The sequence below is a fragment of the Parasphingorhabdus marina DSM 22363 genome (genome assembly GCF_900128895.1).
GTDB classification, from domain to species: Bacteria; Pseudomonadota; Alphaproteobacteria; order Sphingomonadales; family Sphingomonadaceae; genus Parasphingorhabdus; species Parasphingorhabdus marina.
This window is the reverse complement of sequence record NZ_FSQW01000002.1, coordinates 501033-524278: the sequence shown is the minus strand read 5'-3', so window position 1 is coordinate 524278 and position 23246 is coordinate 501033. Positions and strand designations below refer to the sequence as shown.

Below are 23246 nucleotides of genomic sequence, written 5' to 3'. Positions count from 1 at the left end.
CTGCTGGCAAAGGCCTAAATCCGGATGTCTCCTTCCAAAACTATCCGCCGGAAGCAAGCCCTGTTCGTACTTTGTCGCAGGTTCGCAACAATAATTCAGCGAAATGACGTTGCCCCATCTCGTTTCCGATGAGATCCTGCCGTATTTCCACACCGAGATAGGGCTGATCGATCGCCTCAGCCTGCCGGTTCATCGTCGCATTGAGGTCCTTGCCTGAATATGGAAACTGATCGCCAACAATCAGTTTCTCCTCCTCCAGATACCGGAATGCCAATTTCGATGCGGTGTCATAATAGTTGTACAACACGCCGATTTCCCAAGGCCGTTCGATGTTGCGGTTGGACCGAAGAGAAGGCGTGAAGCTGTGGAGTGACAACACCAGCGATGGCTTCAATTCCGATATCAAACGGCTCACCTGATCGTGATAGGGATGAAAATATCTATCGAGCCTGCGCTGCCGTTCCCCATCATCGATCCGGTTGCCATGAATTTGGACGCCGTCACTATGTTCAGGTACGACGGATCGTTCGTCCGGATAGCGGTTAAGATCAACGACCAATCGTGAAACGCCACCCGCAATCGCCAGATGAGAGGTCTTTTCCGTCATCATTCTGGCGATTTCCATCGTGCCGATGTCAACCGCAATATGGTCCTTGTGAAATGTTTGCGAAATACCAAGATCTATGTCCGGTGGCACAAAACTCGATGCATGATCCGCAACAATGAGTAACTGGCCCGGTTGGGGACTCCCCAGTATCTTGAATGCATCCGTCACTTCAACTCTCCCGACATGATCCAAATGTCCGGAGCATTTTGCCGCAGAAAGGCTTCTGCCTCTGCCAGTTCCTCGGCTCCCCGATAGAGCGCGAAGCATGTGGCACCTGAACCAGACATGCGGGACAATAGAGGGTCAGTGGTTTCCAGCAGGTTGAGAATTTCGGAAACAACCGGCTGCAACGCCGTGGCTGCTTCGGTCAGCCCATTTGAGCCGGAGAGCGCCATTGTCATCAGATCGCCCCCAGGGATAGGTCCCTGATCCACACCGTCCCAGGCATTGAATATATCGGCCGTTGAAACCGGAGTCAGCGGATTGACAAGGAGAACCGGCATGCCGATCAGGCTGTCATCGTCCGCAATAACCAGATCCTGCCCGATGCCTCTTCCGATGCAGGTTCGATTCAACACGCATGCCGGCACATCCGCACCCAGAGTCGCGGAGATATCGGCCAGTTCCTGTAAACCAATATCGAGTTTCCAGAAACGGTTGAGCAATCGCAAGGCGGCCGCGGCATCTGCGGATCCGCCGCCAATGCCGGATGCAACTGGCAGGTGTTTTTCCAGCTTCAGGGCCGCTCCCGAACGTATGCTGGAATGATTTGAGAGAAGTTCTGCGGCATCCATCACCAGATTAGGAGATTCAGTCAGATCTTCTGCAAATGGACCAGAGATTTGCAGGGTCAGATTTTCTGCAGGACTGACGCGCAGCACATCGCCGCGATTCAGAAATGCGAATACGGTTTCCAGCTCATGATAACCATTGGGGAAACGTTTTCTGACATGCAGTGCCAGATTGAGTTTCGCACAAGCGGGTTCGCTGTCCGTGAAGTTCTGGGCCTGGGACACCATCAGGGGGAAACAAGTTCAGCCATCAACCCCAGGTCGATTTTCTTGGCAAGACGATCCTGATCTTCCTTGTCCGCGAACAGTTTCGCCGATTGCCATGCATAGCGTGCTTCATATTTTCGGCCGACTGTCCAATACGCATCGCCAAGATGTTCATTTATCGTCGGATCCTGCGGTTCCCCTGCCAGAGCCCTTTCGAGATATTTGACGGCTTTTTCATGCTCACCGGTCAGAAAATAGGCCCAACCAAGGGAATCTGTGATTGCCGGTGATGTTGACCGTAATTCGAACGCTTCCTTGATCGCGGCAACAGCTTCTTCGGTATTCTCGCGTCTCTCGAGCTGAGCATAGCCCAGATAGTTGAGAATCGTGGGAGATCTGGGTTGTAGTTCATTCGCTTTTTTCAGAGACTCCAGACCTTGCGGCCAGATCCCGGCCTGTTCCTGTGCGCCACCCAAAGAGAGCCAGTAATTGGCCAGGACGGAACGCTTTGCGCCTTGTTGCTCCGCAAGTGTAACGGCTTGCTTGAAGGCTGCAGCGGCTTCCATATAGGACTGATCCATCTGCAAAACCTGCCCTTTCAGCAAATGCAGTTGCGGATAATCGGGATCGTCCGCAATGGCATCCTGGACCAGACTGATAGCGAGGTTGAACTTGTCCTGCTCTATAAGACCAGCAAGATTGGCATTCAAAGCAATCAGCCGATAAGGACTGTCTGGCCCAATCTCGGCAAACTCATCAAAAGCCAGCTCAGTTGCGCCTGCATCCGAGTAGCGTCTGGCCAGAACCAGATGGCCATAATCCGTGTCTTCATCTATGCGGTCAGCCATTTGCGCACTGACCAGCGCCAGAAAAGGTGCCTGTTGTGAACCGAGGTCATTGGCAAGGCGTTGCAAGGTGAAGGCTGCTCCGGCCTCGAAATTGACCGCCCGTGCGTTACGCCGGGCGGTGCCGTTTTCAATCTGATTCAGTAGCCGGGACTCGGTGGAGGTACCGGAAAATCTCAGGATTGCCCGGGCGTAATCTACCATTCCTACCGACAGAAAGTGCCGCGCGGCAATGACCCTGACCGGAGCCATTCTGGCTTCATTTTGCTCAACAATTTCGTCGATCAAGGGGCGAACCCTCGCATGCTCTTTTCTCGCAAGGAGATGAAGTATGGTCTGCTCCTGGAGGTAGTAGCGCGCTGTCCGGTTGTCTTTTACGGCTTTCAGGTCCAGCGGACTTTTCCGATTGACCGCCAGGTTAGTCCAGGCCTGCAAGGGAGGAGACAGAAAGCCGAAATTGCCCAGTTCTTCCAACCGCTTCAAAGCGACGCCGGCACGACGCCAGTCCCTCGATTCAAACGCATCAGCGAAAAGTACCAGCGGCATTTCCGCGTCAATCGAGCCATTGGCGTCGATGATGCGAACCGCAGAGAGTGCGAGATCAAAGTCCCCGGTCTCAATTGCCTTTGCAAATGCCTTGCGTGCAATCAGCAAATTTTGCGGCTGTGCCTTCAGCTTCTCTCGATATATCTCGACGGCTGTATCATTATCTTCCGACAGTTCAGCCAGCCGGGCTTCGGCAAATCGCGACAGGGCTGCCGCATTCTCGGTCCTTTTGGCCAGGACCGGTTGTCCGGAAGTTGCCAGCAATGTAGCAGCTGCGAGGAGACTACATATTCGGATAGTTGGGACCTCCTCCACCTTCCGGAACAACCCAGTTAATATTCTGGGACGGATCCTTGATATCACAAGTTTTGCAGTGCACGCAGTTCTGCGCGTTGATCTGGAACTTTGGTTGCCCGGACTCATCCTCGACAAATTCATAGACTCCCGCGGGACAATATCGCTGTGACGGACCGGCAAAAGTCGGCAGGTTTACATCAACAGGTACGGACGGATCTTTCAGCTGGAGATGAACTGGCTGATCCTCTTCATGATTTGTGTTGGAAAGAAATACCGACGAGAGCCGGTCGAAGCTGATAACGCCATCGGGTTTGGGATACTCGATCGGACGACAATGCTCGGCTCGCTTGAGACGACTGTGGTCCGGGTGATGTTTCATCGTAAAAGGCATCTTGATACCAAAATTTTCGGCCCACATGTTGATCCCGGCAATGATTGAACCGAGGAAATCTCCATATTTTTCCGCTGCTGGCAGGACATTGCGAACAATCCGCAATTCTTCCCGGACCCAGCTGTTTTCATAAGCGGTGCCATAGGCTGTCAGCTCATCACTTTCCCGGTCCGCCACGATTGCTTCATAAGCCGCCTCAGCTGCCATCATTCCGGATTTCATGGCGGTATGGGTACCCTTGATCCGCGGAACGTTCACAAAACCGGCCGAGCACCCGATTAGCGCGCCGCCAGGGAAATACAGCTTCGGAACTGACTGGAAGCCGCCGTCATTAATCGCCCGCGCACCGTAGGACACGCGTTTGCCGCCTTCGAGGATCTTCCGGATTTCCGGATGCTGTTTCCATCGTTGCATCTCTTCAAAAGGCGAAAGATAGGGGTTTTCATAGTTCAGCCAGGTAACAAAGCCCAGCGCGACCTGATTGTCGGCCTGATGATAGAGAAAGCCTCCTCCATTTGCGCCTTCTCCAAGTGGCCAGCCCTGACTGTGAATCACCCGGCCCGGCACATGTTTGTCGGGATCAATGTCCCACAATTCCTTTATGCCCAGACCATAAATCTGCGGCTCGCTATCTGCATCGAGTGCGAACTTTTCCTTCAGGATCTTGGTCAAATGGCCGCGAACACCTTCGGCAAAAAACGTATATTTCGCATGCAATTCCAACCCTGGCTGATAGTCCGGTTTCTTGCTGCCGTCGCGAGCAATGCCCATGTCCCCTGTTGCAACGCCCTTTACCGAACCATCGTCATTGTACAGAATTTCGGCTGCGGCAAAGCCGGGAAAAATCTCGACGCCCATATTTTCGGCTCTTTCGCCAAGCCAACGGCACAGGTTTCCAAGCGACCCGGTGTAGGTTCCCTTATTATGCATGAAAGAGGGCGTCATGATGTGGGGTAGCGCGAATTTCTTCTTCTTGGTGAGAACCCAGTGATGGTTTTCAGTGACGGGTGTTTGCGCCATAGGACAGTCTTCGTCGCGCCAATTCGGGATCAGTTCGTCGAGAGCCTTCGGGTCGATCACCGCACCTGAAAGAATATGGGCACCGATTTCAGAACCTTTTTCCAAAATACATACAGAAAGATCTTTTCCAGCTTCGTCGGCCAGTTGCTTGAAACGGATCGCCGCACTCAGCCCGGCAGGACCGCCGCCCACGATAACGACGTCATACGGCATGGATTCACGTTCACTCATCATAAATTCCTGTATTCAATATGTTGTTGTTCTTTTACAGTCGCTCTACCGCAAACCGTACCCTTTTGAACAGAATCTTGCTTGCCCGCCAATTGACCAATTCGTCAACTCATGACTCAGTGTATCCATGAATTTTTCTGAAACCGCGCAAAAAAGCGAGGATATTGAAGCCCTCGCGGACAGCCTCCAGAAATGGTGGAAAGATGCCGGCGTGGATGTGGACTATCTGGATGCACCGAGCGCGCTTTGGGAAGCCCCCCTGCCCGCGAACCCGGAAAATGGGTCGCAATCGGAGAGATTATCTCCTGCTCCCGCCCCGCAATCGCCGGAAACCGTAGCGGAAGTTCCGGCGAACGAGAATTTACCGGATAGCCTTGAGGCATTCCTGCAATGGTTGAGGGACACACCGACTGTCGGCGACCAGCGGGGGAACTCAGGAACGGTCTTGCCGTATGGGCCGACCAATCCCGACCTGATGATTGTCGTTGCGATGCCGGACCAGGGCGGATCGGATCCGGCGAAAATTTTTAATCCATCAACCGAACAACTCGTAAAAAACATGCTGAGAGCGATCGAGATCAGCACCGAATCGGTGTTTTTTGCCCCGTTATCCCTTTCCCGCCCGGTCGAGGGGCGCATTGATCATGGTCTGTATCCGGTATTGAAGCGCCGCATGCTGAAACTTTGCGAACTGGTAAATCCGAAAAAGGTCATCTTGTTCGGAGACTCTGTTACTCGCGCCCTTTGCAACGAGGAATTGCTGCAAGCCCGCAAAAAGAAACTTTTTATTAACCAAGGTTCCTCACAAACGGAGGCCATTGCCACATTTCATCCCGGAATTCTGGTCGAACGACCGGAAATAAAGGCTGAAGCCTGGCAAGATTTGCAACGATTACTGGGGACCGACTGATCGTGATATCGAGAATTGTTCTTGCCTCGGCGCTGTGCGCATGTGTCGCAGCGCCGGCATTCGCGGATGACGGGGGCGCTGTCCTGTTCAACAGCTCCGCGATTGCCAAGGATGTGCCGTCGCAGCTGAAGAAAAAGCAATCCAGTCATTACAGGGCACTTTTCGAAGCGCTTGACGCCAATCAATGGTCAACAGTGCAGGCGCTGATTTCGGATGCGCCCGACAGCCCGCTTAAACCGATAGCCAAAGCCGAATATTTCCTGGCCGCATCGTCACCAAGAGCAGAACTTGGTCCGCTGCTGGTGCTGCTCAATGAAGCCCCTCATATTCCGCAGGCCGCACAGCTTGGCAGGCTTGCCAAAAAGCGGGGCGCCCAATTGTTGCCCAGCCTGCCGCAAAGGCAGAACCTGTCCTTCATTCCCGGGTCACCGATCCGGTCGAAACCCAAGGTTTCCACAGCGGATGTCGCCGCCCAGGAGGTTCGCGAGCAAATCCGGCAATTTATTAAAACTGACAATCCGCGTTCTGCCGAAATGCTTCTCACCGAAACCGGTGACACTTTGTCCGCAGACATTCTGACCGAAATGCAGCAGCGCGTTGCGTGGTCCTATTATATCGAAAACGAGGACAAATCGGCCTTGCGAATGGCGCAGCAAGCGCAGCGGGGCCGAGGAGAATGGGTCGTTCATGCCGACTGGGTAACCGGACTTGCAGCCTGGCGTCTGGACGATTGCCATACCTCGGGTGCGGCTTTTGACAAAGTTGGTCAGCGGGCCAGCAACAAAGATCTGAAAACAGCCGGCCTTTATTGGGGGTCGCGGGCAGATCTGGCATGCGGCAGGCCGGAGCGGGTTCAGGACAAGCTCCGTCAGGCCGCCCAATATTCTGACAGTTTTTATGGACTCCTCGCGGCCCAGTCTTTGGGTATCGATGTGCAGAGCGAACCTGTTTCGGAGACCTTTGCCGGCAAGGACTGGAAGTCCCTTCGCAAGCACGACAATATTCGCGCCGCCATTGCGCTTGTGGAAATTGGGCAAGAAGCGCTGGCCGATGAGGTGCTGCGTCACCAGGCCAGAATTGGTGCGAAGGATGATCATGTGGCTTTGTTGAAGCTCGCGCGTGAGCTGAATCTGCCACGGACACAGCTTTGGCTGGCCCATCATGCGCCCAGAGGTGTCCAACCAGGTAATCAGGCGCGTTTCCCCGCCCCGAAATGGACACCCGATGGTGGCTGGCGTGTTGATCCGGCACTTGTCTATGCGCACACATTACAAGAGTCTGCTTTTCGCTCGCGCGCTGTCAGTCCGGCCAATGCGATTGGCCTGATGCAGGTCCGACCTGGCACGGCCGGCGATATTGCCCGTGCGCGGGGGGAAAGGTTTGAAAAAGCCCAGCTGTTCAAGCCATCCACCAATCTGGAATATGGACAGTCTTATCTGGAATATCTGAGCCGCTCTGCGATAACAGACGGTAAACTGCCGAAAATTGCTGCCGCATATAATGCTGGTCCGGGGTCGATGCAGCGCTGGAATACCGAGATTAACGACAAGGACGATCCTCTGCTGTTCATGGAAAGCATCCCCTATGTCGAGACGCGCGGATATGTTTCCATAATCCTGAGAAACTACTGGATGTATGAACAGCAGGCCGGCATCAGTTCTACCAGCAGAAAGGCCATGGCACAAAACCAGTGGCCACAATTCCCGACAAATCCGAACAAGCGCAAAGTTCAGTTCACCAAACGCTAAAAAACCGGAAAGCTGTCTCCAGCTTCCCGGTTTTCACATTCGATGGGTTGCCCTTGTCGCTGATCAATAGCGGTAGTGGTCCGGTTTGAATGGTCCTTCGGCAGACACACCGATATAATCGGCTTGCTCCTGCGAAAGCTTGGTCAGTTTCACACCCAGCTTGGCCAGGTGCAGTTCGGCAACCTTCTCATCAAGATGCTTCGGCAGCACATAGACATCATTCTCGTACTGGTCCGGACGCAACCAGAGTTCGATCTGCGCCATGACCTGGTTGGTGAAACTTGCAGACATGACGAAGCTCGGATGCCCGGTCGCACAACCGAGGTTCACGAGGCGGCCCTTGGCCAGCATGATCAGTTTCTTGCCATCCGGAAACTCGACTTCGTCGACTTGCGGCTTGATCTCGTTCCACTTCATGTTCTGCAGTCCGCTGATCTGGATCTCGCTGTCGAAATGCCCGATATTGCAGACAATCGCCCGATCCTTCATTTCCCGCATGTGATCAACCGTAATGACATCTTTGTTGCCGGTCGTGGTCACGAAAATGTCCGCCCGCTTGGTGGCTTCTTCCATCGTTACGACTTCAAAGCCTTCCATGGAGGCCTGCAATGCACAGATCGGATCGATTTCGGTCACGAGCACCCGTGCGCCGCCATTGCGCAGCGACTGGGCCGAACCTTTGCCCACATCGCCGAAACCGGCCACACAGGCCACTTTGCCGGCGAGCATGACGTCGGTAGCACGACGAATGGCGTCAACCAGTGATTCCTTGCAGCCGTAAAGATTGTCGAATTTCGACTTGGTAACGCTGTCATTCACGTTGATAGCCGGGAAAGGCAATTTGCCGTTCTTGGCCAGTTCGTAGAGGCGATGAACGCCGGTGGTCGTCTCCTCGGAAACGCCGTTAATGTTCTCGACGGTCCTGGTCAGATAGCCGGGACGTTCTGCCAGAAAGCGTTTCAGCGTTGCACAGAACACTTCTTCTTCTTCGTTCTCTGGCGTGAACAGCTCTTCGCCAGCTTCGACGCGGGCACCCCAGAGGGCAAACATTGTGGCGTCACCACCATCATCGAGGATCAGATTACAGGTCGTTTCTTCGCCCCAGTCAAAAATGCGTTCCACATAGGCCCAGTATTCGTCCAGGGTTTCGCCCTTCACCGCAAAAACCGGTGTTCCACCGGCAGCAATAGCTGCAGCAGCGTGATCCTGGGTGGAAAAGATATTGCAGGATGCCCAGCGCACGTCAGCGCCAAGGGCCAGCAGTGTTTCAATCAGCACGGCGGTCTGAATCGTCATGTGGAGCGACCCGGTGATCCGCGCGCCTTTCAAAGGCTGTTCAGCGCCATATTCTTCGCGCAATGCCATCAAACCGGGCATTTCGGTTTCGGCGATCTCGATTTCCTTGCGACCGAAATCCGCCAGGGTGATATCCTTGATCACATAATCCTGGGTCGTGTCTTTTGCTGCCGTTGCCACTTTATATTCTCCTTGAAAGACGAATTGCCGCACTGGTTAGCCAGCGCGGCAGTTTCTTCGTCTTTAGCGTTGAGCGGCTTCGGAAGCAAATATAAAGATGTCTTTATATTTGTATTATAATTACTGCTGACCCTTTGCAGCCATTACAATTCCACAGCGTCCACCCGGCAAGCTGGGCGTCAGCGAGTGCATTTGGGCGATATCGACCAGCGCGGTGAGCGTGGCTTCGCTTGTAGCCGCCTGTCCGGCAAGCGACTTCATCCGCTTGCACTCGGACAAATCCCCGGAACCCGCGCCATATCTGTTGGCGAGTGAAACGGCGTAGCGGTCATAAGCCCGCGTAGCCTGCTTGCGGTTTTTGCCTTTCGCAAAATGATTCTTCAGAACCCCGTTGCCCAGCTTGAGCAGCGGCTTCTTGTTGCGGACGAACGCGTTATATTCTGGAAGCAAATCATGACTGGACTTGGCGCAGCGAAGGGCCGCTACCATCAGTCTTGATTGCAGGTCTCTTACCTTGGCCGCATCGACCGCCGCTGGAGTCCAGCATGCGGCTTGCGCCGTCCCTGTCAGCAAGACGCTTCCTATGGCGCCTGCCAAAAACATGTTTCTTACCCTTGTCATTCCCCTGTGTCCCCTTTCCTTTGAACGGGCACAGACTGTGTCGGGGCGATTAGCGATGTTCTAACGTTGGTGGTTAAGAGATATTCAGCAAGGAAGTGCTGCTATCCGGCGGATTAATTACAGGCTTGCGATCGGGTTAGGCGCTGCCGAACTGTCCGGACAGTCGCCCGGGGTCGATTCCCTGTTCTTGCCAGGCCATTTGCCATTTGTCACGATCTCCGGATTGGAACAGCCAGTCAACCTTACCCGGTGTCACGGACCATCCGTTCTGTGTGAGCTCCTCTTCCAGCTGCCCTGCCCCCCAACCAGCGTAACCCGTGGCGATCATCCAGTTTTGGGGACCGGTTCCACCGGCGATGGCCTCAAGGACTTCCAGGGAACTGCTGAGGCCCCAACGATTGCCAACCTGAAGTGTTTCGGACAGGTTGAAATCCAGACTGTGCAGGACAAAACCACGATGCATCTCCACAGGGCCGCCGACATAAACCAGCTCATCCGGGCAATCACCTGCAGAGATATCAAATTGATTCAGTATGGCATGAAAGGTGATGTCCTGCGATATCTGGCCGATATTGATGCCCAGCGCACCATTTTCGTCATGGGAGCAGATGGCAATAATCGATCGTGCGAATCTCGGGTCCGCCATGCCCGGTGTTGCCAGGAGAAATTGTCCGGAGAAATAGATCGGATCCTGCATGACCCCATGTTAGGGGAATTCTGACATGCTGCCCATGACAATCTGGGCGGCCCGAGCAGATTCTTCAGACCGCTTGCAATTTCCCCATCCCGTCACCACAACATGATATGAAACGCAACCGCTGAGACCAGCACAATCAACAAGGAAAAACTCATGATCAACAAAGGCGACAGAATTCCAGAGGTCAATCTGGTAAAAGCAACGGATAATGGCCCGGAACAGGTCAGTTCCACCGACTATTTCGCGGGCAAGAAAGTCGCCTTGTTCTCTGTGCCGGGCGCCTACACGCCAACCTGCTCGGCCAAGCATCTGCCCGGATATGTGGAAAAGGCCGCCGACCTGAAAAGCAAAGGTGTCGATGAAATTGCCTGCACGGCTGTGAATGACGCCTTTGTTCTGGGAGCCTGGAACAAGGATTCCGGGTCGGAAGACGTCACCATGCTGGCCGACGGCAATGGCGAATTTGCAAAAGCCTGTGGCCTGGAAATGGACGGATCAGGATTTGGTCTGGGCACTCGCGGTCAGCGGTTTTCCATGATTGTAGATGACGGTGTGGTCGAAGAACTGAATGTGGAAGCCCCCGGCGATTTCAAGGTCAGCGCCGCGGAATATATGCTCGATCAGCTTTAATCAAAAACTGTCAGCGGGAAGTCTGTTTTGTCTTCCCGCTGACAAGAATTCGGCTGCCGAAGTTCACCAGCCGCAAGATTTGCCGGCATTCTCTTCCTTCAGCCAGTCCATCAGCGGCTCAAAATAGCTGATCATCGCCGATCCATCCATTTTCCGGGTTCCGGTAAAGGCTTCCAGTGCATCCGGCCAGGGTTTGCTGGCCCCCAGCTCCAGCATCGCGTTCAGCTTTGCGCCGACTTCCTTGTTTCCGTAGAAAGAACACCTGTGCAGCGGGCCATCCCAGCCTGCCGCATCGCAGGCAGCCTTGTAAAACTGGAACTGCAAAATTCGCGCAAGGAAATAGCGGGAATAGGGTGTATTGCCCGGAATGTGATATTTCGCTCCGGGGTCAAAGGCATCCGCCGGACGTTCGACCGGAGGCGTTATCCCTTGATATTGCAGCTTCAGGCCATGCCAGGCGGAGGTATAATCATCCGGTTTTATGTCTCCGGAAAATACCCCCCAGCGCCATTTGTCGACCAGCAACCCGAAGGGCAGAAATGCCACCTTGTCCATCGCCTGACGCAGCAACAGCCCAACATCCTTGTCGGCGCTTGGCAACCTGCCTTCGTCAAGCAGTCCAACCTGAACCAGATATTCCGGCGTGATCGACAGGGCGATCGCATCCCCAATAGCCTCATGGAATCCGTCATTGGCACCATCGAGGTGCAGGTAGCTCTCCTTGTTATAGGCCCGCTGGTAATAATTGTGACCGAGCTCATGATGGATGGTAACAAAGTCATCTCCATTCACCTTTATGCACATCTTGATCCGGATATCGTCGACATTGTCGAGGTTCCAGGCGCTGGCATGGCAAACCACTTCGCGATCCGCGGGTTTGGTGAATTGCGATCGGGTCCAGAAGGTTTCCGGCAGCGGGTCGAATCCCAGCGAGGAGAAAAACTGTTCTCCGGCCTTGACCATCTTGATGGCATCATAGCCTTTTTCGGTCAGCAATTCCGTGGTGTCGAAACCGATATCACCCGCGCCTTCCGGTGCCACAATTTCGTAGATATTACCCCATTCCTGAGCCCACATATTCCCGAGCAAATCTGCGCGGATCGGTCCGGATTTTGCCTGAACATCATCGCCATATTTGGCGTTGAGTTTGTCTCGGGTGTAGCAATGCAATTCGTCATAAAGCGGTTTGACCTGACCCCACAATTCGTCGGTCAGTGCGGCGAATTCATCTGCCGGCATGTCATATCCGGACCGCCACATTGCACCGACATCGGCAAAACCCAGTTCCTGTGCCCCCTGGTTGGCGATTTCGACCATGCGGGCATAATCTGCCTTCATCGGTGCACCGACATTGGAATGCCAGCTTTCCCACATTTCCGACAGTTCAGCGGGATTGCGGTTGGTTCCCATGGCCGCTTCAATATCCGAGCCGTTGATCTCCTCGCCGTTCAAGGTGCCCTTGCCCTTGCCGTAGGAGGATTGAAGTCGTGTGGCGATGGTCGATAATTCGGCTGCCGCGCCATCCGTTGTCGGTGCCGGCAGGACGATGCCGCCACGCAATTTGTCGAGCTTGCGTCTTGTGACCGGAGAAAGACCCGAAACATTGTTGAACTGGGCCGCATCTATTGCCGCCTGAACCGCCATGGTCGTTCCCTCAGCTCCAGCCTTGGCTGCGAGCGCGTCGGTATCCTCATTGAGATAGGTGGCATTGATCCAGTAGACTTTCGCAGCATCCACTGAAAAATCGAACATTTCTTGCTCGGTTTTTTGGACAAATGTTTCCGCATCTTCAGCCGACGGTGTTTGGGCAGTTTCATTATTCTGGTGGTCTCTCGCCTGGGCCGGAGCGGTGATGGCAAATGTTGCCAGTGCCAGGATTGATGCTGCAGTTTTCATGGTGTCATCCTCTGTTTGTATGTGGCGGAAGCTGTAACGATTTTCGGAGCCGGTCAAGCGGGTCTTTGTCGGCGGTACCAGATCAGTGCGATGACAATGCCGACTGTTCCGATAATCCACGTGGCAACTTTTGGAGGCTGGGCCAGTGCGGCTAATCCGGCCAGCGTATCACTGCCCTGCAGTCGGATCAGCTGAATGATCTGGCTGATGGTCTCCAGATAATCCGTCAGACCGAAGAGGAAATAGACCAGGATCAGGGCCAGTCCCAGCTTCTTGAGTGAAGGCGACCAGGCATCCTGCCACAAGAGACGCCCGCCAATGATGCCGCCAATCGTATAGAGGCCGATAAAAATCAGATCGCCGATCATCGACCATTTGGCATGATTGAGCAGTCCGGCATCCGCCCAGCTTTTCTGTATGGCATCCACCCGTTCCGCGCTTCCAGCACTTTGATGATCCAAAATGCCTCCGGGGGCAACATCAGTCATCAGCGGTGCACCGGTCGCCACGACAACAGCGAAGACTGTCAGGCCGCTCAACCAGAAAATCCAGAAATTTCGCCAGCTGAAAAAGGATGACATATTCTATTCTCCCCCGGTTACAGATTGTTTTTTGAGGTTAAAAATGCGGCCATCTCTTCCCCGAGTTCGGCTTTGGTCACACTGCTCATGTGCGTGCCCGGAATATCGGTCCTGATTCCATTGGGTAGCAAATCTGCCAGCTTTTCCGGGTCACCATTGTCCCGGTCTTCTGTGCCACAAAGAATCTGGACCGGAGTCTCAATTCCCGCCAGTTGGTCCGCATCGAGATCCGAAAAGGTTCTGAGCAGATGCGCGGCAGCGACCGTATCAATCTTCTGGCTCTTCATGAACTGTATTGCGAGCCAATGCGGATCCCCGCGCCTGGCCGTGTCTTTGGTCGCGATGGCTTCGAGGAAGAAGTCCTGCCGGCGTTCCCAGCCCGCCAGCCCTTCCAGCCCCATCCCGGCCAATATGGCCTTGCGAGGAGATGCCCCCTCAACAAGAAGTTTGGCCGTGGTCCGGGCACCAAGCGAAAAGCCGCCCAGATCATAATCTTCAAGTCCCAGATGGGCGATGAGTGCCAGTGTATCCTGCACCAGAACGTCATGGGGATAAGCTTCCGGATCGTGAGGCGCGTCGCTTTCGCCATGAGCTCGCAAATCCGGCATGATCACGCGAAAGCCCGATGAAGCCAGTTTTCGCGCATGACCGAATTTGATCCAGTTCGTTTCAGCATTGGAAAACAGGCCATGAAGCAGGATTACGGGTCGACCTGTCCCCAGTTCGTGGATTTTCAGCCCGACACCGTCAAAAGACGTGAAATCCCAGCTTTCGTCACTCATCAGTCTTTCCCCAGATTTTCGCGCCATGTGGCCACGTCATCAGGCTGCGTATCATATTGTTCGCTGTCGGGATCCAGAAAGATCCCGGCCTGTTTCTTCGACACCCATAAATGGCCGAGCGGTTCAATATCCTGATCATTATCCAAAGTGCCCGCTTTGAGCGTGATCTGATCTGGCGGGGCTGATCCCGAATGCCAGAGACGGGTTCCGCATACTGAACAGAAATAGTTATATTTGGCCTTGCCGCTAAAGGCTGTGCTCTGGAAAACTGCCGGGGTCCCGTCGACCCGAAGCCGGTCAAAGGGCATCGGAAGTGACATCGAAAACGCGCTGGCGGATTGTTTCTTGCATTCGCCGCAGTGGCAGGCATAGGCCGCGGGCAACGGACCGCTGACATGGTAACGCACGGCACCACATTGGCAGCCTCCGGCATGGTCTTCCGTCATCAATTTACGCGATCCTTGATGATCACCATCCCCCCAAAATTGCAAACTTGCTTCCGTGATCTTGTAAAACTGGAACAACTGGACACGTGTTCAACCTTTTCCACCAGGAAAAAGGACAGAATCGCGGACCAGCCAGAGCGTAGCGGGGATCACCCTAGTAGGAAACCCGGTAGCGCTTCGATCAACGCTCCTGCAATCCTTCCTGCTGCATCCGCCACAGCGCAATCTCAATCCGGTCCTGTCCGAAAAAGGGTTCGCCCTGATACACCAGCGTAGGGACACCCCAGTGCCCCGCCGCTTCCAGAGTTTCCTGATTGGCGGCAATTTCGGCATCCAGTTGTTCCGGTTCCGCTTTGGCTTCCGCCCGGAGTTCCTGGAGATCCAGCCCGGCCCGTTCGGCAGCCTGGTCGAGATGATCCCCTTCATGCCAGTTCGCAGTCCCGCCCCAGATCAGTTGCGAGACTTCGTGAGCAAATTGCAGCCCCCTGCCCCGCCGCGATGCAGCTTGCCCCATCCGGGTCAGTTCGAAAATATAGGGCTGGTCTTCGGCAATCTTGCGCGTGGCGATATCCTGCACGATCGGATCCGGATTGGGTGGCGCCATGGGAATGCCCAGATATTGGGCCACGCGGAAAATATCGCGAAAGGTATAGCCCAGCCAGTTGGGGTGGTTGCGCTCAAAAAAATCCGGCTCCCGGATCGCCAGCGGGTAGACAAACCGTTGATTGATATCGAGATCGTATTTTTCGGTGAGCTCCACATAGCGCCGGGTGGCAAGATAGCTGTAGGGCGAACGGAAAGACCAGTAGAGATCGGCAGATAATGTCATCAGATATTACTGCACCGGGCTGGCGGGAAAAGGCAAGTTGGAATGTCGACTCCGGGCAAAGGCGGATGTGTCGAATACACCATCGCGTTTCCCGGTTTCCGGATAGGAGCAGATCTGTACCTGACTTATTATCCCGCCGCGGCGCGATTCAATTCCACCGGTTTTGCCTCTTGATCTGGCACTGCCTCTTCCCGTCGGCGCTCTCCGGCGTTCTCCACGCGATTTCGGCCATTCGATTTGGCCATGTAAAGGGCCGTATCTGCCCGGGCGAAGAGTTTTTCGTAACTCTCCCCTTCGCGTGCTGTGGCCACGCCGAAACTGGCGGTCAGCCGGATATCTTCGCTCAGACCGGAATGCTGGATATCCATGAATGCCAGTCTGATCCGTTCGGCCAATCGAAGAGCCGGATCATTCTCACAGTTCCAGATCGCGATGCAGAATTCCTCTCCACCAATCCGCCCTGCCGTGTCACCTTCGCGAATCATTTCATCAATGAGTCTGCCAATATTCGAGATCGCCTGATCGCCGGCCTGATGCCCCCAAATGTCGTTCACTTGCTTGAAGTGGTCGATATCTGCAACCACCAGGCTCAGCGGACGACCTTCCGTTTGTGCGCGTGAGAGAAGAGCCCGGATCGATTGTTCAAAAGAACCCCGGTTACGCAGCCCGCTTAGCGGATCTCGTTCACTGTTTTCACGCAGCGCGGCAGTCCATTCGGCGATCGCCGCACCGATCAGAACCATCCCGGTAGTGACACCTTTCACACCGAGAACCAGCCCGATCAGCGAGTAGTAGATGGAATCCCGATAGACCTCGGCGGGAATCGAACGTTCAAACAGCAAGGTCAAAGAGGGTCGTACGAGAAAATCAGCGGTCTGGAACGCCATAATTGCAATGATCGCAATATCGAACGCATCGCGTCGCCGGGCGGAGAGGAGCGTTGTCACGCCCATCGCAAACATGACGCCATAGCCCATGTTGACGATTACCAGTCGCGGTCCGACATCGTTGGAAAAACTGACCGCCAGGCCCATTGTCAGGGCGGTGATCACATAAACAACCGCCATGCTCGGAAGATGCAGCGGTTTTCCGGCGCGCTCGCAGACCGAGGCCAGCAGGACGATCGAACCAAGAGCATAGAATAATTGTGTGGCGTGGAAGACATAGACCGCATCGCCTGGCGAGAAATGGGTGATCAGGAATCCGACGGCGGACAGCGCATAGGCAATGCCGAAGCCAAGTACGTGTCGCTTCAGCCGGCCCACCCGCCAGAACACCACGAACGTCGCGGCAAAGAACAACGCCATGAGCGGTGTTACCAGACCCAGAATTTGCGTTTGCATTTGCCTCCAAGCGCCCCCTCACAGCGGGTTATGCCAATTAAGTTAAAGGCGCCTTAAGGAATCGCGGCTGCGTCGAAGAAATCCGGGGGACAGCGATTTTTTCGAGTGTATCCACTGTCATGTCGATCATGGGCTTGCTGACTCTCAATGTCCATTTCGTGCTGGTTATCTGTATAGTCCCTCCCATGGAAGCGAGTGCGGGGGCACGCATTCTGGATAAATACGGAGACGATCGTGCGAAGAATATGGTGGTTGGCGGTCCTGTTATTGTCGGCATGTCAACCAACGCCGGAAGTACAACCGGTGATTGACATGCACCTTCACGCGCCGATGGCAGACAGCTCGGAAACACCCGATGCACCTGCCACAACGCTCGCGAAACTGGCGGACAACAATATCGTTCTGGCCCTCGTTTCGATCACTTCTCCGGAGCAAGCGGAATCCTGGCATGCCGTGGGTAGAGACAGATTCCTGCTTGGGGCGATGATGCCCTGTCCCGAAAATCTTGCGCCATCATCATATGTTTGTTTCCCCGAAACAAAGGGTCTTCCGGATATTGCCTGGCTGGAACAGAGCATTCGATCGGGAATGATCGAAGCCCTGCATGAAATGATGTTCAATTATGACGGATCTCTGCCTGATGATCCTAAAATGGCACCCTATTGGGCGTTGGCGAAACAGTGGAACATTCCGGTTGGTGTCCACACATGGAGCGGGCCACCGCCCGGCAAGGCCATCCGCAGAAACCCCGATTGTTGCCCGCTCTATGACAGAAAGATCGGCAATCCCCGCAATTTACGGCCAGTGCTCGACCGGCATCCGGATCTGAAAATCTGGCTGCAACATGTCGGATCGGATGGCAGTGAAGCTGCGGAACTGTGGAGAGAAACCATCGCTTTGCTCACCGACTATCCCAATGTCTATGTCGATCTGTCGATCACCAACAGCATGCTTCCCGTCACAGAATATGAGGCCGCGCTGATGCGGCTGATCAACGCCGGATTTGGCGACCGGATCATGTTGGGAACCGATAATGTACCTCTTCAGCTCATTCTGGATCGTATGGACGAGATCGATGGCCTCAGTGATCGGCAGAAACAGGCGATACTATATGACAATGCTGCCAATTTTCTGGAACTGTCGCCGGAGACGCGTCGACGGCATCACATGGCCGAGTGAGGGCCGTTCTGCCCAATTCACCCTTTCTGGAGATGCTTCCGTCCCAGCAATTCGGCAATCTGGACCGCATTCAGCGCCGCGCCCTTGCGGAGATTATCGCTGACACACCAGATGTTGAGGCCGTTTTCCACCGTCGCGTCTTCGCGGATACGACTGATGTAGGTGGCGCTGTCGCCAACGCATTCGACCGGGGTCACATAGCCCTCGTCCTCGCGCTTGTCGACGAGCATGCAGCCCGGCGCATCGCGCAAGATTTTCTGAGCATCCTTGGCGCTGAGTTCCTTTTCAAACTCGATATTGATCGACTCGCTGTGCCCGACAAAAACGGGGACGCGAACACAGGTCGCGGTGACCTTGATCTTCGGATCGAGGATCTTCTTGGTCTCGACGACCATTTTCCATTCTTCCTTGGTCGAGCCGTCGTCGAGGAACACATCAATATGCGGGATTACGTTGAAGGCGATCTGTTTGGTGAAGACCTGGTTTTCCTTGGGGTCGCCGACGAAAATCGCACGGGACTGTTCGAACAGTTCGTCCATGCCGCCCTTCCCTGCGCCCGACACCGACTGATAGGTCGACACAACGACCCGCTTGATGGTGGCGGCATCATGTAGCGGCTTGAGTGCGACCATCATCTGCGCTGTTGAACAATTGGGGTTGGCGATGATGTTCTTCGCCTTGTAGCCGTCAATCGCATCCGGATTCACTTCCGGCACGATCAGCGGCACATCCGGGTCCATGCGATAGAGCGAGCTGTTGTCGATTACCGTGCATCCCGCTTCCGCGGCCTTGGGAGCAAACAGCCTGGTTGGACCGGACCCGGCGGCAAATAGCGCCATGTCCCATCCGGAAAAGTCGAAATGCTCAATATTGTTGACCTTGAGCATCTTGCCGGTTTCGCCCATCTCGATCTCGCTGCCCTGCGACCGTGGTGAGGCGACGGCAGCGATGTCATCAAGCGGGAATTCCCGCTCCGCCAAGATGTTCAGCATTTCGCGCCCGACATTCCCGGTGGCGCCGACAACTGCGACTTTGTATCCCATGAAACTTTTCCTGTGCTGAATATGAAAACAGCCGGTTTTCCGTTTTAGGAGAACCGGCTGCCTGGAATTGTTGAGAAGCTTTCTTTAGCTGGCTTCTGCGCCCTTGGCAGGCTGGTTCACGCGGCGTTCCGCAATACGGGCCCGTTTACCTGTCCGGCCACGCAGATAGTAGAGCTTGGCACGACGGACGACACCGCGGCGGACCACGGTAATGTTTTCAATATTCGGGGAGTAAAGCGGGAACACACGCTCGACACCTTCACCAAAGGAGATTTTCCTTACCGTGAAGCTGGAGCCCATGCCGCGATTGGTACGTGCGATGCACACACCTTCAAAATTCTGGGTACGAACGCGCTGGCCTTCAACCACGCGTACACCGATGCGCAGCGTGTCGCCGGCGCGAAATTCGGGGATATCTTTGGAAGCTGCAAAGGATTCTACCGCTTCTTTTTCCAGTGTCTGGATCAGGTTCATGACCGATCTTCCTTATCATTCTCTTCTTGCGCACCAGAGGGCGACTGATCCGGAACGTCCCTGTGACGTTCCCATAAATCCGGCCGCCTTAGCCGTGTATCTTCCGCCGCGCGTTGTTGCCGCCACGCGTCGATTTTCGCATGATCCCCCGATCGCAAGACTTCAGGGATGATGCGCCCTTCCCATTTCTGAGGCCGGGTATAGTGCGGATATTCCAGAAGTCCCGTTTCGAAACTCTCGTCATCTCCGCTACAAGCCGCGCCCATTACCCCGGGAAGCAGCCGAATGCAAGCGTCTAAAAGCACCAAAGCGCCCATTTCTCCGCCGGACAGCACATAATCGCCGATCGAGACCTCTTCAATTGGCCGCGCGTCGAAAATCCGCTCGTCAAATCCCTCGAACCGCCCGCACATGATCGTGACCCCCGGACCGGCGGCCAGTTCCCGCACACGCCCCTGTTTCAGCGGTTTTCCGCGCGGTGTCATGGCCAGGACCGGCGCATCTGGCTGCTGTGCCAGGGCATGATCCACCGCTGACGCCATGACGTCAGCTCGCAAAACCATGCCCGCACCGCCGCCAGCAGGCGTGTCGTCCACGCTGCGATGCCTGTCGGTGGCAAAATCGCGCGGGTTGATCGTGTCGAGCGACCATTTTCCCTCCTCCAGTGCCCTGCCGGCCAGCGAAGTGCCGAGAGGGCCCGGGAACATGTCGGGATAAAGCGTCAGGATTTGGGTGCGGAAGGTCATTTGAAAATATCGTCCAGTGGCTCGGATTTCTTCCATTTCATTGTCTTAACGACGAACCAACTGACCGGAATTCCGACCAATGCGCCAGAAAACGGTAATATGATCGCAAGCACGATGCTCGGTACCAAAACGAAAGCATCGAAACTTTCAAAACCGGAAAATAGTGTTACAACAGTGACCAGTAGCCACAGCGCCGCAGGCGGCAACATACTGCACCACAAGATGTGCTTTTTGCTGCTCCATTGCGGTCGAAGCACATGAATCACAAAGTTTGCCGCAACCGATCCCAATGCAAACATGATGGAAATTCCAACAAGGCCACCCAAGAATCCCATCACTCAACAAACTCCGCCTTCACAATCGCGGGATCGCTGCGCATATCAATCGCGCCGATCGGGATCATGAATTTCTTGCCGCTGGCGCGTTCAATCTCGATCACGTCACCGGCGCCGAATTCGTAGATCGCGAAGACCTTCCCCAGTTCTTCGCCATTATCGGATACGCACCGCAAGCCGATGATATCGATATGATAAAATTCGTCATCGTCCAGCGCCGGCAAGGCTGATCGCGGAACAGACAATTCGGTGCCGCGCGCGGCTTCGGCTGCATTGCGGTCGGTAATCTCGGAAAAACGGGCGATCGCGCCCATTTTGTGCGGCTTGACCTTTTTCAGCGTCAATGCGCCGCCATTATAGGCTTTGTGCTGCTTCAGGCTGTCGAGACTGTCGCAGAAAAGCTTGATCCGGACCTCGCCCGTGACCCCGTGCGCGCCAGTGATGACGGCGAGCGGGACGGACGTGTCCGGATCAACTTCGGCCAAGGATTATCCTTCGGCCTTTTCTTCGCCGGCATCGTCAGCCTTGGCTTCTTCGGCAGGGGCTTCTTCCGCAGGTGCTTCCTCTGCGGGAGCTTCTTCCGCAGCGGCTTCTTCAGCCGGAGCCTCTTCAGCTGCAGCTTCCTCGGCAGGTGCTTCCGCAGCTTCTGCAGCGGGTGCTTCTTCTGCTGGTGCCTCTTCAGCCGGAGCAGCAGCCGCTTCCTTGGCAGCTTCTTCGGCAGCAGCAGCCTTTTCGGCCTTCTCTTCAGCGCGCTCGGTGGCTTTCTCGCCCGGCTTCGCCTTGTTCGGGTTGTTGCGCGGCTCGCGCTTCATCAGGCCGGCGGCATCAAGGAACCGGGCGACCCGGTCCGAAGGCTTGGCGCCCACTTCGAGCCAGTGTTTGGCACGTTCAACGTCCAGAACCACGCGCTTTTCGTCGTCCTTGGCGAGCAGCGGGTTGTAGCTGCCGATCCGTTCGATGAACTTGCCGTCACGCGGCGCGCGGACGTCGGCGATCACGATTTTGTAATAAGGACGCTTCTTTGACCCGCCCCGGGACATTCTCATTGCAACTGACATTGGTAAACCTTTCTAAAATTCAAACTTTCTGATTACTTTTTCTTGTTCAACAAATTCGCGAGATCTGGAGGGATATTGCCAGGTGACATGTCGGGAAGGCCCGGCATGCCGCCCAGACCGCCGTCCTGTCCGCCCATGCCGGCACCGGCAGCACCGCCGCCTCCGCCAAACATCGACATCAAACCCTTGATACCGCCCATTTTCTTGATACGCTTCATCGCCTTGGACATTTCCTGATGCATTTTCAGCAATTTGTTCACGTCCTGAACCGTGGTACCCGATCCCATGGCGACGCGTCGCTTGCGCTTGGCGTTGAGCAGGCCGGGACGGACCCGCTCCTCCCTGGTCATCGATCCGATAATCGCATCCATGCGCAGCAAAATTTTGTCGTCCATCGCGCCGCCGGCCATCGCCGCCTTGGCTTTTTTCATGCCTGGCATCATGTTCGCGAGCGCGCCGAGGCCGCCCATTTTGGTCATCTGGCGCAGTTGCGAGCGCAGGTCGTTCATGTCGAACTGCCCCTTGGCCATGCGTTCGGCCAGTGCTTCGGACTCTTCCTTGTCAACGACCTGCGCCGCCTTTTCGACAAGACTGACCACATCGCCCATGCCAAGGATCCGGCCCGCGACACGTTCAGGGTGGAATTCCTCCAGCGCATCAATTTTTTCGCCGACACCGACAAATTTGATCGGCTTGCCCGTAACCGAACGCATCGAAAGCGCTGCACCGCCGCGGGCATCGCCGTCCATACGGGTGAGGACGACGCCGCTCAGATCCACCTGTTCAGAGAAGTTTTTCGCAACATTCACCGCGTCCTGACCGGTCAGGGAGTCGACAACGAGGAGGATTTCCTGCGGGGTCGCCACGTCGGCAACCGCTTTCATCTCGTCCATCAGCTGCTGATCGACATGCAGCCGACCCGCGGTATCGAGCATCAGAACGTCGAAACCCTGCAATTTTGACGCCTGCAGCGCCCGTTTGGCAATCTCGACCGGCTGCTGGCCTTCGACAATCGGCAAGGTTGCGGCATCAATCTGTTCGCCAAGCACCGCCAGCTGCTCCTGGGCCGCCGGACGATTGACATCGAGCGAGGCCATCAGGACTTTCTTGTTGTCCTTGTCTTTCAGCCTTTTGGCGATTTTGGCGGTCGTGGTGGTCTTGCCGGAGCCCTGCAGACCGACCATCATGATAATGGCTGGTGGCGCAACCGCCAGATCCAGTTCGCTGACCTCGGAGCCCAGCATTTCGGTGAGGCCGTCATTGACGATCTTGACCACCTGCTGACCCGGCGTGACCGACTTCAGAACCGCCTGTCCGACGGCTTTTTCCGTGACCTTTTCAACAAATTCGCGAACCACCGGCAGGGCAACATCGGCTTCAAGAAGCGCAATCCGCACTTCTCGCATCGCGGCGCGGACATCTTCTTCTTTCAGGGCACCGCGGCCGCGCAGCTTGTCAAAAACTCCGCCAAGGCGGTCGCTTAACTTGTCAAACATGTTTCCGCCTTTCTCTCAAAA

25 protein-coding genes are annotated in these 23246 nt (G+C 55.2%); 5 read left to right on the top strand and 20 right to left on the bottom strand.

Annotation, left to right across the window (positions count from 1 at the left end):
* Positions 1-40: 40 nt before the first annotated feature.
* The 4 genes from BUQ90_RS12250 to BUQ90_RS12235 are packed head-to-tail and all read right to left on the bottom strand — an operon-like array spanning position 41 to position 4935.
* Positions 41-799, bottom strand: a complete 759-nt coding sequence (locus BUQ90_RS12250; RefSeq protein WP_338044540.1) for an N-formylglutamate amidohydrolase — start codon at positions 797-799, stop codon at positions 41-43.
* On the bottom strand, positions 772-1626 hold the full coding sequence (locus BUQ90_RS12245) for a 4-(cytidine 5'-diphospho)-2-C-methyl-D-erythritol kinase (protein WP_074205469.1): 855 nt from the start codon (positions 1624-1626) through the stop codon (positions 772-774). The genes BUQ90_RS12250 and BUQ90_RS12245 overlap by 28 nt, the downstream gene beginning before the upstream one ends.
* Positions 1626-3260 (bottom strand): tetratricopeptide repeat protein, encoded by a 1635-nt coding sequence (locus tag BUQ90_RS12240; RefSeq protein WP_074205468.1) that lies wholly within the window; start codon positions 3258-3260, stop codon positions 1626-1628. The genes BUQ90_RS12245 and BUQ90_RS12240 overlap by 1 nt, the downstream gene beginning before the upstream one ends.
* Positions 3261-3279: 19 nt before the next feature.
* Entirely contained in the window at positions 3280-4935 is a 1656-nt protein-coding gene (locus tag BUQ90_RS12235; protein WP_074206398.1) for an electron transfer flavoprotein-ubiquinone oxidoreductase, read from the bottom strand.
* A 217-nt stretch (positions 4936-5152) separates the two neighbouring features.
* Between BUQ90_RS12235 and BUQ90_RS12230 the strand changes: the two genes are divergently transcribed.
* The gene (locus BUQ90_RS12230; protein WP_159437101.1) at positions 5153-5845 is read left to right on the top strand and encodes a uracil-DNA glycosylase family protein; all 693 of its coding nucleotides are present in this window, start codon (positions 5153-5155) and stop codon (positions 5843-5845) included.
* A 2-nt stretch (positions 5846-5847) separates the two neighbouring features.
* A complete protein-coding gene (locus tag BUQ90_RS12225; RefSeq protein ID WP_143182851.1) occupies positions 5848-7593 on the top strand; it encodes a lytic transglycosylase domain-containing protein in 1746 nt (581 codons plus the stop codon).
* A 63-nt stretch (positions 7594-7656) separates the two neighbouring features.
* Here the strand turns inward: BUQ90_RS12225 and ahcY are convergent, their stop codons facing one another.
* From ahcY to BUQ90_RS12210, 3 genes are all read right to left on the bottom strand, one after another.
* Positions 7657-9069, bottom strand: a complete 1413-nt coding sequence (gene ahcY / locus BUQ90_RS12220) for an adenosylhomocysteinase (protein WP_074205465.1) — start codon at positions 9067-9069, stop codon at positions 7657-7659.
* 120 nt (positions 9070-9189) lie between these two features.
* Positions 9190-9672: a hypothetical protein gene (locus BUQ90_RS12215; RefSeq protein WP_074205464.1), complete on the bottom strand. Its 483-nt coding sequence runs from the start codon at positions 9670-9672 to the stop codon at positions 9190-9192.
* Between the two features lie 154 nt (positions 9673-9826).
* Positions 9827-10387 carry a YqgE/AlgH family protein gene (locus BUQ90_RS12210; protein WP_074205463.1) on the bottom strand — a complete coding sequence of 187 codons (561 nt, stop codon included), beginning with the start codon at positions 10385-10387 and terminating at the stop codon, positions 9827-9829.
* Between the two features lie 153 nt (positions 10388-10540).
* Between BUQ90_RS12210 and BUQ90_RS12205 the strand changes: the two genes are divergently transcribed.
* Positions 10541-11017, top strand: a complete 477-nt coding sequence (locus tag BUQ90_RS12205) for a peroxiredoxin (RefSeq protein ID WP_074205462.1) — start codon at positions 10541-10543, stop codon at positions 11015-11017.
* A 63-nt stretch (positions 11018-11080) separates the two neighbouring features.
* On the opposite strand, the gene BUQ90_RS12200 is transcribed toward BUQ90_RS12205, so the two are convergent.
* The 6 genes from BUQ90_RS12200 to BUQ90_RS12175 form a co-directional block, all read right to left on the bottom strand.
* Positions 11081-12913, bottom strand: a complete 1833-nt coding sequence (locus BUQ90_RS12200) for a M2 family metallopeptidase (protein ID WP_074205461.1) — start codon at positions 12911-12913, stop codon at positions 11081-11083.
* A gap of 53 nt (positions 12914-12966) precedes the next feature.
* Positions 12967-13494, bottom strand: a complete 528-nt coding sequence (locus tag BUQ90_RS12195; RefSeq protein WP_074205460.1) for a hypothetical protein — start codon at positions 13492-13494, stop codon at positions 12967-12969.
* Positions 13495-13511: 17 nt separating this feature from the next.
* Positions 13512-14276 carry an alpha/beta fold hydrolase gene (locus tag BUQ90_RS12190; protein ID WP_074205459.1) on the bottom strand — a complete coding sequence of 255 codons (765 nt, stop codon included), beginning with the start codon at positions 14274-14276 and terminating at the stop codon, positions 13512-13514.
* A complete protein-coding gene (locus tag BUQ90_RS12185; protein ID WP_074206397.1) occupies positions 14276-14722 on the bottom strand; it encodes a GFA family protein in 447 nt (148 codons plus the stop codon). Before BUQ90_RS12185 ends, BUQ90_RS12190 begins: the two co-directional genes overlap by 1 nt.
* 181 nt (positions 14723-14903) lie before the next feature.
* Positions 14904-15551 carry a 2-hydroxychromene-2-carboxylate isomerase gene (locus BUQ90_RS12180; protein ID WP_074205458.1) on the bottom strand — a complete coding sequence of 216 codons (648 nt, stop codon included), beginning with the start codon at positions 15549-15551 and terminating at the stop codon, positions 14904-14906.
* A gap of 128 nt (positions 15552-15679) precedes the next feature.
* Positions 15680-16894 carry a GGDEF domain-containing protein gene (locus BUQ90_RS12175; RefSeq protein ID WP_074205457.1) on the bottom strand — a complete coding sequence of 405 codons (1215 nt, stop codon included), beginning with the start codon at positions 16892-16894 and terminating at the stop codon, positions 15680-15682.
* 119 nt (positions 16895-17013) lie between these two features.
* Between BUQ90_RS12175 and BUQ90_RS12170 the strand changes: the two genes are divergently transcribed.
* A complete protein-coding gene (locus BUQ90_RS12170; protein ID WP_074205456.1) occupies positions 17014-17205 on the top strand; it encodes a hypothetical protein in 192 nt (63 codons plus the stop codon).
* Position 17206: 1 nt separating this feature from the next.
* Entirely contained in the window at positions 17207-18073 is an 867-nt protein-coding gene (locus BUQ90_RS12165) for an amidohydrolase family protein (RefSeq protein WP_074205455.1), read from the top strand.
* 17 nt (positions 18074-18090) lie between these two features.
* Here the strand turns inward: BUQ90_RS12165 and BUQ90_RS12160 are convergent, their stop codons facing one another.
* From BUQ90_RS12160 to ffh, 7 genes are all read right to left on the bottom strand, one after another.
* Complete coding sequence (locus BUQ90_RS12160) at positions 18091-19116, bottom strand: aspartate-semialdehyde dehydrogenase (protein WP_074205454.1); 1026 nt, start codon at positions 19114-19116, stop codon at positions 18091-18093.
* An 84-nt stretch (positions 19117-19200) separates the two neighbouring features.
* On the bottom strand, positions 19201-19590 hold the full coding sequence (rplS, locus tag BUQ90_RS12155) for a 50S ribosomal protein L19 (RefSeq protein ID WP_074205453.1): 390 nt from the start codon (positions 19588-19590) through the stop codon (positions 19201-19203).
* Entirely contained in the window at positions 19587-20336 is a 750-nt protein-coding gene (gene trmD / locus BUQ90_RS12150; RefSeq protein ID WP_074205452.1) for a tRNA (guanosine(37)-N1)-methyltransferase TrmD, read from the bottom strand. Before trmD ends, rplS begins: the two co-directional genes overlap by 4 nt.
* Positions 20333-20674 (bottom strand): hypothetical protein, encoded by a 342-nt coding sequence (locus BUQ90_RS12145; protein WP_143182848.1) that lies wholly within the window; start codon positions 20672-20674, stop codon positions 20333-20335. Before BUQ90_RS12145 ends, trmD begins: the two co-directional genes overlap by 4 nt.
* Positions 20671-21156, bottom strand: coding sequence for a ribosome maturation factor RimM (gene rimM, locus BUQ90_RS12140; protein ID WP_074205450.1), 486 nt, complete (start codon positions 21154-21156; stop codon positions 20671-20673). Before rimM ends, BUQ90_RS12145 begins: the two co-directional genes overlap by 4 nt.
* Positions 21157-21159: 3 nt before the next feature.
* Entirely contained in the window at positions 21160-21729 is a 570-nt protein-coding gene (gene rpsP / locus BUQ90_RS12135; RefSeq protein WP_074205449.1) for a 30S ribosomal protein S16, read from the bottom strand.
* Positions 21730-21761: 32 nt separating this feature from the next.
* Positions 21762-23225, bottom strand: coding sequence for a signal recognition particle protein (gene ffh / locus BUQ90_RS12130; RefSeq protein ID WP_074205448.1), 1464 nt, complete (start codon positions 23223-23225; stop codon positions 21762-21764).
* Positions 23226-23246: the final 21 nt, after the last annotated feature.

Bases quoted from the DNA above. Each gene is read 5' to 3' on its own strand.
- BUQ90_RS12245 (WP_074205469.1), bottom strand. From the start codon at position 1,626: ATGGTGTCCCAGGCCCAGAACTTCACGGACAGCGAACCCGCTTGTGCG.
- BUQ90_RS12235 (WP_074206398.1), bottom strand. From the start codon at position 4,935: ATGAGTGAACGTGAATCCATGCCGTATGACGTCGTTATCGTGGGCGGC.
- BUQ90_RS12215 (WP_074205464.1), bottom strand. From the start codon at position 9,672: ATGTTTTTGGCAGGCGCCATAGGAAGCGTCTTGCTGACAGGGACGGCG.
- BUQ90_RS12210 (WP_074205463.1), bottom strand. From the start codon at position 10,387: ATGCAGGATCCGATCTATTTCTCCGGACAATTTCTCCTGGCAACACCG.
- BUQ90_RS12205 (WP_074205462.1), top strand. From the start codon at position 10,541: ATGATCAACAAAGGCGACAGAATTCCAGAGGTCAATCTGGTAAAAGCA.
- BUQ90_RS12200 (WP_074205461.1), bottom strand. From the start codon at position 12,913: ATGAAAACTGCAGCATCAATCCTGGCACTGGCAACATTTGCCATCACC.
- BUQ90_RS12195 (WP_074205460.1), bottom strand. From the start codon at position 13,494: ATGTCATCCTTTTTCAGCTGGCGAAATTTCTGGATTTTCTGGTTGAGC.
- BUQ90_RS12190 (WP_074205459.1), bottom strand. From the start codon at position 14,276: ATGAGTGACGAAAGCTGGGATTTCACGTCTTTTGACGGTGTCGGGCTG.
- BUQ90_RS12185 (WP_074206397.1), bottom strand. From the start codon at position 14,722: ATGACGGAAGACCATGCCGGAGGCTGCCAATGTGGTGCCGTGCGTTAC.
- BUQ90_RS12180 (WP_074205458.1), bottom strand. From the start codon at position 15,551: ATGACATTATCTGCCGATCTCTACTGGTCTTTCCGTTCGCCCTACAGC.
- BUQ90_RS12175 (WP_074205457.1), bottom strand. From the start codon at position 16,894: ATGCAAACGCAAATTCTGGGTCTGGTAACACCGCTCATGGCGTTGTTC.
- BUQ90_RS12170 (WP_074205456.1), top strand. From the start codon at position 17,014: ATGTCGATCATGGGCTTGCTGACTCTCAATGTCCATTTCGTGCTGGTT.
- BUQ90_RS12165 (WP_074205455.1), top strand. From the start codon at position 17,207: ATGCACCTTCACGCGCCGATGGCAGACAGCTCGGAAACACCCGATGCA.
- BUQ90_RS12160 (WP_074205454.1), bottom strand. From the start codon at position 19,116: ATGGGATACAAAGTCGCAGTTGTCGGCGCCACCGGGAATGTCGGGCGC.
- rplS (WP_074205453.1), bottom strand. From the start codon at position 19,590: ATGAACCTGATCCAGACACTGGAAAAAGAAGCGGTAGAATCCTTTGCA.
- trmD (WP_074205452.1), bottom strand. From the start codon at position 20,336: ATGACCTTCCGCACCCAAATCCTGACGCTTTATCCCGACATGTTCCCG.
- rpsP (WP_074205449.1), bottom strand. From the start codon at position 21,729: ATGTCAGTTGCAATGAGAATGTCCCGGGGCGGGTCAAAGAAGCGTCCT.
- ffh (WP_074205448.1), bottom strand. From the start codon at position 23,225: ATGTTTGACAAGTTAAGCGACCGCCTTGGCGGAGTTTTTGACAAGCTG.